This window comes from Peribacillus folii (assembly GCF_030271255.1).
Lineage (GTDB): Bacteria > Bacillota > Bacilli > Bacillales > DSM-1321 > Peribacillus.
Genome location: NZ_JASJOM010000003.1, coordinates 46,238 through 59,028 on the forward strand (window position 1 = coordinate 46,238; position 12,791 = coordinate 59,028).

A 12,791-nucleotide genomic window follows, 5' to 3' on the forward strand; every position below is an offset into this window, starting at 1 on the left:
TTATTTTGACGATGCCGATAGGAAGGAAATACAAACTATTGGAGGTTGAATGGATGGAAGCATCAATACTGTTGGAATATGGCTGGGTCCTTCTCATTTTGGTCGGGTTGGAAGGAATACTCGCTGCGGATAATGCAGTCGTCATGGCGGTCATGGTTAAACATTTACCAAAGGAGCAACAACGCAAGGCACTGTTTTATGGTCTCATGGGAGCTTTCGTTTTCCGATTTGCAAGCCTGTTCCTTATTTCCTTTCTGGTTGACGTGTGGCAGGTTCAAGCAATTGGGGCCATTTACTTATTGTTCATTGCTTTTCAGCACATTTACAAAAAGTACGCTGGCACAAATGAAAAGGAAGTCACTAAACCGAAAAAGCAATCCGGCTTCTGGATGACCGTGCTGAAAGTGGAAGCTGCAGATATCGCTTTCGCCATCGATTCCATGCTGGCTGCAGTTGCGTTGGCTGTTACGCTACCGGCAACAGGGTGGATGAAGGTTGGCGGCATTGACGGCGGACAATTCACGGTCATGTTCCTTGGCGGCATAATTGGATTGGTCATCATGCGATTTGCAGCAAATGGCTTTGTAAAATTGCTTCATCAGCGCCCATCCCTGGAAACGGCAGCATTCTTGATCGTAGGTTGGGTAGGGGTGAAATTAGCCGTATATACACTTGCTCACCCATCATTAGCCATCATCGACCATCATTTCCCGGAATCTACACTATGGAAATCGATCTTCTGGGTGGTTCTGATCGGCATAGCGGCAGGTGCCTGGATCATCTCAAGCAAAAAAGAGAACAAAGAGAAAAAAGAAAAACAAATACGTGAAGCATAAAAAACAGCAAGCCCCGGCTTGAAGGTGAAAGGGTTTTGGAATGGTCACATTCCAAAACCCTTTTTATTGTCCAGCATACATGCAGTCGATTCTAAAGATGCACTCTTTGGCATCCTTTGTCCTCATTTAAAGTGGAGAGTAACGAAAAGAAACGGTATTTTTCAAACACCAAATGGATTTATGGGCATTACCCACATAACGCGTGGAACATTTTCGAATGATATGTAAAAGCTGTAAATATTAAATTATGATTAGAAAAATGACAATTGTCCCATTCGTTTGGACTTGAAAGACGAAAAAAGATATTGTAATGTAATTGCACTGTAATAAATGAGAAAAAACTAAGTATTTTGTCATGTTACTTAATGATGTGATTTTAATAAAACGGCAAAAATAGTTCTTTTGGTACTGTCATTTAGACTTGCTCCGCTTAAGATAAGTATGTTGATTCCTATTTTTTATCAACAGGAGCGAGGTGAGCAAATGCTTGGATTGTTGTTTACAGCATTCAAAAAAAAGCGTTCTTTAGAAGAAACCGTATTGAAAATTCAGCGGGGCGACTTAAGCCTTCGTAATGATACCATAGAGTCATTCAAACCTTTTATCGCAAAAACCGTCTCGTCAGTGTGCAGACGTTACATATATGAATCAGATGATGAGTTCAGTATTGGCTTGATTGCGTTTAACGAAGCAATTGACAAATACTCACCTGACAAAGGCCGATCGTTATTGGCATTTGCTGAAACCCTTGTTAAAAGAAGGGTTATAGATTATTTAAGAAGCCAGTCAAAGCGGAAAGAAATCCTTCTGGATCTATCGCTTAATGATGATGATGATCAAAGCCATATATACATCGATAATGAAAATTCCATCCATGAATTTGAAAAGCAAAAGGAAACTGAAAAAAGAAGAGAAGAAATTCACCTATATATTACCCATTTACAGGATTTCGGGCTGTCGTTTGAAGACCTTGTTGAAAACTCTCCCAAACACGCTGATGCCAGGAGGGGAGCTATCCAGATCGCCAAGCGGTTAATGGATGATGATGAACTGAAAGAAATCCTGTTTGCAAAAAAGCGGCTGCCAGTGAAGCAGCTTGAGGGGAAAGTGGAAGTAAGCAGAAAAACAATTGAACGGAACCGAAAGTACATCATTGCTGTGGCAATCATAATAAACGGAGATTTCTTGTACTTGAATGATTATATAAAAGGGGCTATCAATGGATGAAAAAGGGAGTTATTCTGTCAGTTAATAAGCGTTTTGTTACCCTATTGACCCCCGAGGGTGAATTCCTGAAAACGAAAAGAGACGAAAGGATATATGAAGTCGGTGAGGAGATCACTTTTTCCCCGGTCATACAAAAGACAGCCTACACCATGTTCAGCTTCCAATCGACTTTCAAGAAAAAGGCCGTGTTAAGCATCGCCACCACCTTCTTGATCCTCTTTTCAATCCTTCCGTCTTATTTTACTGGGCATGTTTCGGCTTACATGACGATTGATGTGAACCCGAGTATTGAATTGGAGCTTGATGACCATTTGGAAGTGCTCAAGCTTACCGGCTTGAACGAAGACGGCAAGCTTGTCATCGGTCAGCTTAAAGATTGGAAAGGCAAGGGAATAAAGACGGTTACAAACCGAATTGTCGAAACGACAAAGCAACTTGGATATTTGAAAGGCCAAAAACAAATAGTCGTGTCAACAACGCTCTTGGATAAAGATAAAAAGCTGGATCGTAATTTGAAAGAAGAAATAAAAGAAATATCCGAGCAGGAAAACGTTTCAAAAACAAAGATGAAGGTGATCCAGGCAACGAAAAGTGATCGGGAGCAAGCCAAGGCAAAAGGCATCTCGACTGGTAAATATATCGAAAATAAATTGAAAAGTGATCAAGATAACGAAAAAGTCAACAAGAGGGACAATAAACAAGATAAACAGCCGGAAGAGAAAAAGGGCGCTTCCCAAAAGCAGGGCAACATTCCAGAAACGGATCCGGAAAATGAAAAAGTGAGCATTACGAATGACAGCAAACAAAAGATCTCATCTGAGTCCAAACTGCAAAAACCTGAAAATTCGGGGACAAAGCCAAACCAAAAGAAAGAAAAAATTATCCCGGATGATACTGGTAACAAACGCATGGAGAGCAATCGCGATCAGGAAAAGAGAAAAGAAGCGGAAAATCAACAAGCAAACGTCAGAAGCATTCAAAAAAAAGGTGGCAATCATGCAAATCGAAACAGCCAAACCATTCAATATAATCGGAACGATCAAAGTAAACGAAGCTTTCATGGCAAGCAAAGCAACCGTGATAAACGAAGTAACTATGCAAGAGATGAGCGGAAACAGGAAAAGGTCAGTCATGAAGGAAAAGGACGACCATCATTCCAAGAAAAGGGGGAGGGACGAGAAAAGGATCATATAGATCATGAAAGGCACAATCAAAAAAAAGGTAACCGGGAGATGGAGAAACGGGAACGGGATAATGATCATGAGGAAAACCGGCATAAATGGAATCATTAAAAAGAGTCCAGCAGGAAGCTGGACTCTTAGCCATGGATATTCAATTGTGATAAATTATTATTGTCCTTTAAGTTGTGATTGAGCTTGTTGTACAAGGCGTTTGGTTATTTCTCCACCAACTGAACCATTGGCACGTGCTGAAGTATCGGAACCTAGTTGTACACCGAATTCTGATGCGATTTCATATTTGATTTGATCCAGTGCTTGTTCGATTCCAGGAACAAGAAGGTTGTTGCTGCTGTTAGCCATTTGAATCTCCCCTTTACATTTTCAACGGCTTCTGCCGCTGTAATGATAGTATAAGTAGAATGAGGAGTTTTACTTATGGTGGCACCATCAAACTTTTTGGAAAAGCTGGCTTAATGTTGCAAGTAAGTCAGTTTCACAAGAGAATGGAAAAAAGAAAGAAAAAAGGGTAAACTATATATTTAATGGGTATGGGGTCCAAATAGTTATAAAGGAGTAAGAAAGGAAACTCTTAATGGTTGCTATCAAAAAAATATTATCAAAGTTAACACCTGCTCAGCTTATTGTCGGTTATTATTTTTTAGCTGTCAGCATTTCCACAATCCTACTAAGCCTGCCGGTTGCCCTGAAGCCTGGTGTGGAGTGGGAATTCATGGACGCGCTATTTACTGCTGTCAGTGCTGTAAGCGTAACTGGCTTGACGGTGGTCAGTACGCCTGATGTGTTCAGTGAAGCTGGCTACTTCATCCTGATGTTCGTTCTCCAATTCGGCGGAATCGGCATCATGACGCTTGGAACTTTTTTTTGGCTGATCCTGGGGAAAAAGATCGGTTTGAAGGAAAGGCAATTGATCATGACAGATCAAAACCAATCGAACCTTTCAGGGCTTGTGAAATTATTGATACAAATCATCCAAATATTTGTCGTAATTGAAATGATCGGTGCACTGGTTTTAGGGGTGTATTTCTTGAATTACTACCCAAACCCGAAGGATGCGTTCATTAACGGGCTGTTTTTGGCGATCAGTTCTACCACAAATGCTGGTTTCGATATAACCGGCATTTCAATGATTCCATTTAAAGATGACTACTTCGTCCAATTCATCACGATTATCTTACTTACCCTTGGTGCCATCGGATTTCCGGTCTTGATTGAGTTGAAAGAATTTCTATCCAATCGTGCCCGTACTTATAAGTTTCATTTTTCTTTATTCACAAAGCTGACATCAGTCACATTCTTTTCGCTTATCATCGGCGGCACGATCATGATTTTTTTGCTGGAAGTGAACGGATTCTTCAAAGACAAGAACTGGCATGAATCATTCTTTTATTCTTTATTCATGTCTTCCAATACACGCAGCGGTGGATTGGCAACGATGAATGTGAGCGACTTTTCGGAGCCGACGCTTTTATTGTTGAGCATCCTGATGTTCATTGGTGCTTCCCCGAGTTCAGTAGGAGGGGGTATCCGCACGACCACTCTTGCCATCATGATTCTTTTCTTATGGAATTTCATGCGTGGAAGACGTTCCATTAAAGTATTTAAACGGGAGATCCACCCCGATGATTTAAGGAAGGCAACAGCCGTCATGATCATGGGTTCGCTTCTATGCATAATCGCGATCTTCATCTTGACAATCACAGAGAATTTCACTTTAACCCAAATCATTTTTGAAGTATGTTCTGCTTTTGGGTCAGTAGGTCTTTCGATGGGAATCACACCTGATCTTAGCCATACGGGTAAGATTGTCATTATGATCATCATGTTTATTGGCCGTGTAGGGATAACCTCCCTGTTGTATATCATAGGCCACAAAGAAATTACGGAAATTTATCATTATCCAAAAGAACGTGTCATCATTGGCTAAACCGCTGGCTGAGCGTGGACCTTTCCTTCCAGGAAAGGTTTTTTGTGTTGGCTGCAGGAATCAATGATTAAATGTTGAAATTTACCTACCATAAAGTTATTTTTCATTTATATATACGTGCCTGACTAGCTTGTTATTGTGTTTACCTGTTTCGTAAAGGAGGTGGAGGAAATGAAGAAATATACTGGAAGGATCATGGTTCCCGTTCTGCTCTTCTTTTTAATTTCGCCGATGATAGGATGGATCGTCCTGAAAGAAGATGAAGTCTCTGCGTTAATGGGAATTTATTTATCCGTCTTTTTAGCCTTGGCCTGGTGTTTAGGTGCAATTTATGATGATAGAAGGAGGACAATTGCTCTATTGCAGGATAGCGAAGGACGTTATCGTATTTTCTCCAAGTACTCCAAGGAATTGATCAATAGCTTCAATGAGGTCATTTTCCAAACGGACCATAAAGGAAAATGGTTGTATTTAAATCCGGCTTGGAAGTCGATGAGCGGTGCAACCGTTAATGAATCACTTGGCCTGCATTTTTCGAAACATATGGATAATGCTTCGTATCAAGACGTATTAAAAGCCTTTGCGGAATCCTTTCAGCAAGGAAATAAATATTTTCGTGTTGACATTAAGTTACGTGACGGGAAAAAAGGAAGCAGCTGGGTCGAAGCATTCGTTAAGTTGATATATGATGAAGCAGGGAAATTTATTGGAACTGCAGGAATATTATCCGAAATCAATGAACGGAAGCATGCCGAAGAAAAGCTAGTAAGCCTGAACGAACATTTGGCAATCACGTCAAGCAAGCTATCCACGGCTGCCCAACTTGCCGCGGGCATAGCGCATGAAGTGAGAAACCCGATGACGGCAATATTGGGGTTCGTCAAATTAATCAGGGATGGAGGGGCAGACAAACAGGAATATTTTGATATCATTTTTTCGGAAATCAATCGGATCGAGCAAGTCTTGAATGAACTCCTCCTGCTTTCCAAACCGAGCGGAGCACTATTCCTTGAAAAGGATTTGAAAAAAAGCTGCAATCATGTCGTAACACTGCTTGAGACGAACGCCGTCTTGAACAATATCCAAATTCATAAAAATTATGACGAAGATCCGGTTTTCATGAACTTTGATGAAAACCAAATCAAGCAAGTGTTGATCAATATGATAAAAAACTCGATAGAGTCGATGCCGAATGGCGGAAATATATTTTTGGCCATATTTGAAAAAAACGGAGAAGTATTTGTGAGCATTGTGGATGAGGGGGAAGGCATCCCGGAAAATTCCCTTCAGAAAGTGGGAGAACCATTTTATACGACGAAAGCATATGGTACTGGTTTGGGATTATCGGTTTGTTTCAAGATTATCGAAAAGCATGGCGGCAAGGTTTTCATAACAAGTGAAATGAAAAAAGGTACGAAAATCGTCTGTGTATTTCCTGCTGTCCAGCCAAAGGAGAAAAGCGGCAGCGAAAAAGGGAAAAGGAAGAATGGTTAGGCTAAGAAAATAAGCGAATGAAATTGGTTGAAAAAATCTGAAAATTATGTATATACTGTAAAAGTGAGAACATACTAACCGGTCAGTTGGTAGAGGAGGAAATCAATTTGAACTTCGAACATACTCAAAAGGTGAAAGCTCTGGAAACCAAGTTAACTGAATTCATGGAAAAGTACGTCTACCCAAATGAAGCTGTATACCAAAAACAGCTCGAAAATCAGAAAAGCCGTTGGAGCGATATACCGCCGATACTATTGGAATTGACGGCAAAAGCAAAGGAAGAAGGATTGTGGAATTTATTCTTACCTGATAGCAGTTTTGGGGCTGGTTTGACGAATCTGGAATATGCACCGCTTTGCGAGATAATGGGAAGGTCGATGATAGGACCCGAAATCTTCAACTGCAATGCACCTGATACAGGCAATATGGAAGTTTTGGTAAGGTACGGTTCCGCTGACCATAAGGAAAGATGGCTGAAGCCGCTGCTTGCAGGGGAAATCCGCTCATGCTTCTCGATGACGGAGCCTGATGTAGCGTCATCCGATGCAACCAATATCGAGTGCAGGATTGAAAGGTCCGGTAATGAGTATGTCATAAATGGCCGGAAATGGTGGTCTTCAGGGGCGGGAGATCCGCGCTGCAAGATTGCCATCGTAATGGGAAAGACGGATCCTGAAGCATCGAGGTATGAGCAACAGTCCATGATTCTTGTACCGCTTGATACACCAGGTGTCAAAATCGAAAGAATGCTTCCTGTATTCGGCTATGACCACGCTCCGCATGGGCATGCCGAGATCAATTTTGAGGATGTGAGGGTTCCGGCAGAGAATATATTATGGGGGGAAGGAAAGGGGTTCGCAATTGCGCAAGGGAGATTAGGGCCTGGCAGGATCCATCATTGCATGAGGCTGATCGGCGCTGCCGAAAGGGCGCTTGAAGAATTATGTAAGCGCATTCAAGGTCGTGTCGCTTTTGGGAAGCCGTTATCGGGACAAGGCGTGATCATGGAATGGGTCGCCGATTCGCGAATTGAAATCGAGCAGGCGAGGCTGCTGACGTTAAAAGCTGCCTATATGATGGATACGGTCGGGAACAAGGAGGCGAAGTCGGAAATTGCGATGATAAAAGTGGTTGCGCCGAATATGGCATTGAAGGTGCTTGATCGGGCCATTCAAGGATTTGGCGCTGCAGGAATTTCCGATGATTTCCCTTTTGCGGCACATTGGGCCAATGCCCGGACGCTGAGGCTTGCTGACGGACCGGATGAAGTGCACCGGTCACAAGTGGCGAAAATCGAACTACGGAAATATCAACAAAAGCATGAGCTGAAAATATGAACGTTAAGGACCTATTCGATCTGACTGGAAAAACGGCCATCATAACTGGCGGCGGCAGGGGACTGGGTGAACAAATAGCGACCGGTTTTGCAGAAGCGGGAGCCAATGTCGTCCTTTGTTCGAGAAAGAAGGAGGCATGCGATGAAGTCGCTTCAAAAATCGAACGGCTTGGAGTCAGGGCGCTTTCCTTCAAGTGCGATATCACCAACCCTTCAGATGTACAGGAAGTGGTTAATGAAACGTTCCGTACATTCGGCTCCATCGATATTCTCGTCAACAATAGCGGCGCATCCTGGGGGGCGCCAGCAATCGACATGCCGCTTGAAGCCTGGCATAAGGTGATGAATGTCAATGTAACAGGAACCTTCATCATGAGCCAGACTGCAGCCAGGGTCATGATCGGCCAGGGATATGGAAAAATTATTAACATCGCCTCTGTTGCCGGATTAGGGGGGACGGACCCCAGGGTGCTCGATACGGTCGGATACAATACGAGCAAAGGGGCGGTGATTACGTTAACGAAGGACTTAGCCGTTAAATGGGGTCAGCACAATATTCATGTGAATGCGATCGCACCTGGCTTCTTTCCGACGAAAATGACGAAAGAGGTACTGGAGCAAGGACAAAATCCAATCTTGGATTCCACCCCGCTTAAAAGGTTAGGCAGTGAGGATGATTTAAAAGGTGCAGCCGTTTTCCTTGCATCAAAGGCATCTGATTATGTGACAGGAAACATCCTGATAGTCGACGGTGGTTCACACGCAAAATAAGGACAAGTAAATACATGGCTGGAGGGAATGGAATGATGAATGAAAAAAAATGGCTCTCGATGTATCCCGAATCAATTTCAAAGGAAATAATGGTGCCTGATTTCCCGATGCATAAAATTCTTCAGAATGCGTGTCAATCCTATCCAGACAATACAGCCATCACCTTTTATAATCAAAAAATCACCTATCAGGAGCTTTTTCTGGCATCGCAGGCTTTTGCTTCCTCGCTTCAGAAAAAAGGGGTCAAAAAGGGCGATCGTGCCGCAATCATGCTGCCCAACTGCCCGCAATATGTCATTGCATATTATGGGTGCTTGACAGCTGGTGCGATCATCACCCAAATCAATCCTATGCTGGTTGAAAGGGAATTGCAGCATATCTTGCAGGACTCGGGAGCCGAAACAATCGTTGTGTTGGATGGATTATATCCGAAAGTGAAGACTGTGCAGCGGCATACGAGTCTGAAAAATATCATAGCGGTGAGCTTGCAGCCATCGCAGGCCGCTTTCTCACCTGATACTTCATTTGATGCATTCATGGAGACTGGAGACGGCAGCATCGAGCCTGTATTGATCGATCCTGAACATGATATCGCCGTCCTTCAATACACAGGAGGGACGACGGGACGTTCAAAAGGGGCCATGCTGACCCATCGTAATATTTTGGCCAATGTCGTGCAGTGCTATGAGTTCTTTAAGCATGAATTAAAGGTTGGTTCACAAAGAACGCTGTCAATCATCCCGCTATTCCATGTTTTTGGAATGACATCCGCCATGAATTTATCCATTTATATAGCTGGTGATTCAATCATGCTGCCTCGGTTCGAAATCGATGAGGTGCTTGAAACGATAAAACGTGAACAGCCGACGACTTTTCCGGGTGTGCCGACCATGTATGTGGCACTGACGAATCACCCTAAAGCCGAAGAATACGGTATGGGTTCCATCAGCCTGTGCAATAGCGGAAGTGCGCCTATGCCTGTCGAGCTACTACGGGAGTTCGAGCGAAAATCAGGTGCGATGATCTTGGAAGGATATGGGCTTACGGAAGCTTCGCCAACCACGCATTGCAACCCGGCATTTGCCCAAAGAAAACCTGGAAGTGTCGGGATCGGTGTACCTTCGACCGAATATAAAGTCATGGACCTGGGTGATGGGACGAAAGAGGTGGCACCAGGAGAAATGGGTGAACTCGTCGTCAAAGGTCCACAAGTGATGAAAGGCTACTGGAACATGCCGGAGGAAACGGCAGTCACCCTTAGGGATGGCTGGCTATATACCGGTGATATCGCCAAAGTTGATGAAGAGGGATACCTGTATATCGTGGATAGGAAAAAGGACTTGATTATCGCAAGCGGCTATAACATTTATCCGCGTGATGTGGAGGAAGTGCTCTATGAACATCCGGCGGTCCGGGAAGCGGTAGTCATTGGAGTTCCGGATGCCTACAGAGGAGAGTCGGTCAAGGCGGTGCTCGTGCTGAAGGATGGAAAAATGGCGAGTGACCGGGAAATCATCGATTACTGCCGTGCAAACCTGGCTGCCTATAAGGTTCCGCATTACGTCGAATTTCGTGAGGAATTGCCGAAAACGAATGTCGGAAAGATTTTGAGGCGGGCCTTAAGGGAAGAACTTTCCAATAAATAATAGGATACGAGAGTACGACAGCGTATGATATTGATCAACTGAAATTTTAACAGATTGCGAGGGTGCATACATGAAGGAAAAAATGACAGAACATAGCATACGCTTATTCGAAAAGAAGGGCTTCAGTGCAACGTCGATTACGGATATCGTCGAATCGATTGGTGTTACGAAAGGTACATTTTATTATTACTTTACGAGCAAAGAGCAATTGCTGATGGATATTCACCTAGCATATATAGACGAGTTGCTCAATGAGCAGGCAAAAATCATTTCGACTCCGGGGAAAACCTGCAAGGATATCCTTTTCGATATCGTCCTAATGCTATTAAAGAGTATCAAAACGAAAAAATCGAGCGCAACGGTTTTTTTTCGGGAAATGAAAAATTTAAGTGATGAAAAATTGGCACAAATCCTCCCGAAACGAGATGAGTTCCGCAGCAAAATCGAGCAGGTGCTGATTAGTGGCATCGCAAGCGGAGAAATGCGTGGCAATCTCGATGCTTCCATCATCTCCTTTGCCATTTTGGGGGTGGCCAATTGGAGCTATCACTGGTTCGATCCCGAGGGTGAGAAAAATGAACAGGAAGTGGCCGACATTTTCATGGGGATGATCCTCCATGGAATTGAAGCATGATGTATGTTCGGCATACTGACTAGTTAGTAGAAGGGAGATTGAAGACATGACAAATGAGCAAATTCAATCGATAACCGTGATCGGGGCAGGCCAGATGGGGCACCAAATCGCGATGCTTGCCGCATTGGCAGGGTATGAGACGATCCTACAGGATATTCAGGAACGAGCATTGAATGAGGCCAAGGTAAAATTGGAAGCGATCATGACCAAATGGGTCCAAAAAGGTAAATTGTCTGAAGACCGGAAATTGGCGGCTTTTAGCCGGCTTCAATACACTACTGACTTGGAAAAGGCGGCTAAAGAAGCTGATTTGATCATTGAAGCGATTGTGGAAAAGCTTGATGTGAAGCAGAACCTTTTCGCTAATTTGGATAAGCTGGCACCAGCTGAAACCATCTTTGCCACCAATAGTTCCACGATTGTCAATAGCTTGCTCTCAAGCGTGACAAAACGTCCGGACAAGTTCATAAATATGCATTTCTTTTTCCCCCCTCTGGTAATGGACTGTGTGGAAGTGGTCATGAGTGATCAAACATCTGAAGAAACAGCGAAACAAGCGATGCTCGTCACACAGAAAATGAATAGGACCGGCGTTTTATTAAGGAAAGAAATATCGGGATTCGTAGCCAATCGGATTTTGGGTGCGCTTCAGCGTGAGGCCCTTCATTTGTATGAAGAAGGAATAGCCGATTATAAGGATATCGATTTAATTTGCCGAAAAGCGCTTAGCCATCCCATCGGTCCGTTTGAATTGATGGATTTATCGGGAATTGATGTGGGCTATTTCGTCATGCAGCAGCGATACAATGAAACTGGAAACCCTGAGGACAAGCCAAACGCCTGTATCGAAGAGAAGGTAAAGCAGGGACATTTGGGAAGAAAATCGGGTAAGGGCTGGTATGAATATCCAAATCAAGGGGTGAAGAATTGATGACAAGGTTCATTAAAGTGGAAAAGGGTAACAAACTTGCAATCATCACCATTGATAATCCGCCGTTAAACGTCATTAGCAAGCACGTATTCGAAGAATTGGGAGAAACCTTCACGGAACTTTCCCACGACAATGAAACGGTAGCAGTGCTTGTAACGGGCGCTGGGGATATGGCGTTTGCAGCCGGTGCCGATATAAAGGAATTCCCCAGCCTGATGGGAAATCCAAATATGAAAGAGACGGTCAAGGAAGGGCATGCTGTATTGACAATGATCGACCAGTTCCCTAAACCGACGATAGCTGTATTGAACGGCCTTACTTTAGGAGGAGGATGTGAACTCGCTTTGGCCTGTGACTTGCGTGTTGCCGAGGCTCAAGCTCAGATCGGCCTTCCAGAGGTAAAATTAGGCCTATTTCCTGGAGGCGGCGGGACACAACGCCTGTCCAGACTTGTTGGACAGGCAAAAGCGAAGGAAATGATATTTACCGGTGATCCGCTTAATGCCACAGAAGCGGAAAAGATTGGGCTCGTCAATAAAGTCGTCGAACAGGGCAGCGGTTTGGCCGAGGCGAAAATGCTAGCCTCAAGGATGACCAGGCACTCCCTGCAGGCACTTTCGAGAATCAAAAAGGCGATCGATGATGGCAGTGAGGTGACGCTTGAAGAAGGGCTGGAGCTAGAAACAAATCTATTCGTGGAAATCTTTCAAACTGAAGATGTCAAAGAGGGGGTTTCCGCTTTCTTGGATAAGCGTAAACCGTCCTTCGTACACCGTTAATCAAGGAGGGA

At 43.8% G+C, this 12,791-nt stretch carries 12 protein-coding genes; 11 read left to right on the top strand and 1 reads right to left on the bottom strand.

All coding sequences use genetic code 11. From position 1 onward, the window contains the following. The first annotated feature begins 53 nt into the window (after positions 1–53). From QNI08_RS05245 to QNI08_RS05255, 3 genes are all read left to right on the top strand, one after another. A complete protein-coding gene (locus QNI08_RS05245; RefSeq protein WP_285766390.1) occupies positions 54–836 on the top strand; it encodes a TerC family protein in 783 nt (260 codons plus the stop codon). 483 nt (positions 837–1,319) lie between these two features. After that, on the top strand, positions 1,320–2,063 hold the full coding sequence (gene sigI / locus QNI08_RS05250) for an RNA polymerase sigma factor SigI (protein ID WP_285766391.1): 744 nt from the start codon (positions 1,320–1,322) through the stop codon (positions 2,061–2,063). After that, positions 2,060–3,355, top strand: a complete 1,296-nt coding sequence (locus tag QNI08_RS05255) for an anti-sigma-I factor RsgI family protein (protein WP_285766392.1) — start codon at positions 2,060–2,062, stop codon at positions 3,353–3,355. Before sigI ends, QNI08_RS05255 begins: the two co-directional genes overlap by 4 nt. Positions 3,356–3,412: 57 nt before the next feature. Here QNI08_RS05255 and QNI08_RS05260 read toward each other — a convergent pair whose 3' ends face one another. Further along, positions 3,413–3,604: an alpha/beta-type small acid-soluble spore protein gene (locus tag QNI08_RS05260; RefSeq protein ID WP_061144489.1), complete on the bottom strand. Its 192-nt coding sequence runs from the start codon at positions 3,602–3,604 to the stop codon at positions 3,413–3,415. Between the two features lie 232 nt (positions 3,605–3,836). Between QNI08_RS05260 and QNI08_RS05265 the strand changes: the two genes are divergently transcribed. From QNI08_RS05265 to QNI08_RS05300, 8 genes are all read left to right on the top strand, one after another. Beyond that, positions 3,837–5,189 carry a TrkH family potassium uptake protein gene (locus QNI08_RS05265; RefSeq protein ID WP_285766393.1) on the top strand — a complete coding sequence of 451 codons (1,353 nt, stop codon included), beginning with the start codon at positions 3,837–3,839 and terminating at the stop codon, positions 5,187–5,189. Positions 5,190–5,360: 171 nt separating this feature from the next. Continuing rightward, entirely contained in the window at positions 5,361–6,683 is a 1,323-nt protein-coding gene (locus QNI08_RS05270) for an ATP-binding protein (RefSeq protein ID WP_285766394.1), read from the top strand. Positions 6,684–6,790: 107 nt separating this feature from the next. Beyond that, a complete protein-coding gene (locus tag QNI08_RS05275) occupies positions 6,791–8,020 on the top strand; it encodes an acyl-CoA dehydrogenase family protein (protein ID WP_285766395.1) in 1,230 nt (409 codons plus the stop codon). After that, positions 8,017–8,790: an SDR family oxidoreductase gene (locus tag QNI08_RS05280; protein WP_285766396.1), complete on the top strand. Its 774-nt coding sequence runs from the start codon at positions 8,017–8,019 to the stop codon at positions 8,788–8,790. The genes QNI08_RS05275 and QNI08_RS05280 overlap by 4 nt, the downstream gene beginning before the upstream one ends. Before the next feature lie 35 nt (positions 8,791–8,825). Further along, complete coding sequence (locus QNI08_RS05285) at positions 8,826–10,436, top strand: long-chain-fatty-acid--CoA ligase (RefSeq protein ID WP_285766733.1); 1,611 nt, start codon at positions 8,826–8,828, stop codon at positions 10,434–10,436. 70 nt (positions 10,437–10,506) lie between these two features. Next, positions 10,507–11,070: a TetR/AcrR family transcriptional regulator gene (locus tag QNI08_RS05290; protein WP_285766397.1), complete on the top strand. Its 564-nt coding sequence runs from the start codon at positions 10,507–10,509 to the stop codon at positions 11,068–11,070. 46 nt (positions 11,071–11,116) lie between these two features. Then, entirely contained in the window at positions 11,117–12,001 is an 885-nt protein-coding gene (locus QNI08_RS05295; RefSeq protein ID WP_285766398.1) for a 3-hydroxyacyl-CoA dehydrogenase family protein, read from the top strand. Continuing rightward, complete coding sequence (locus QNI08_RS05300; RefSeq protein ID WP_285766399.1) at positions 12,001–12,780, top strand: enoyl-CoA hydratase/isomerase family protein; 780 nt, start codon at positions 12,001–12,003, stop codon at positions 12,778–12,780. Before QNI08_RS05295 ends, QNI08_RS05300 begins: the two co-directional genes overlap by 1 nt. Positions 12,781–12,791 lie beyond the last annotated feature (11 nt).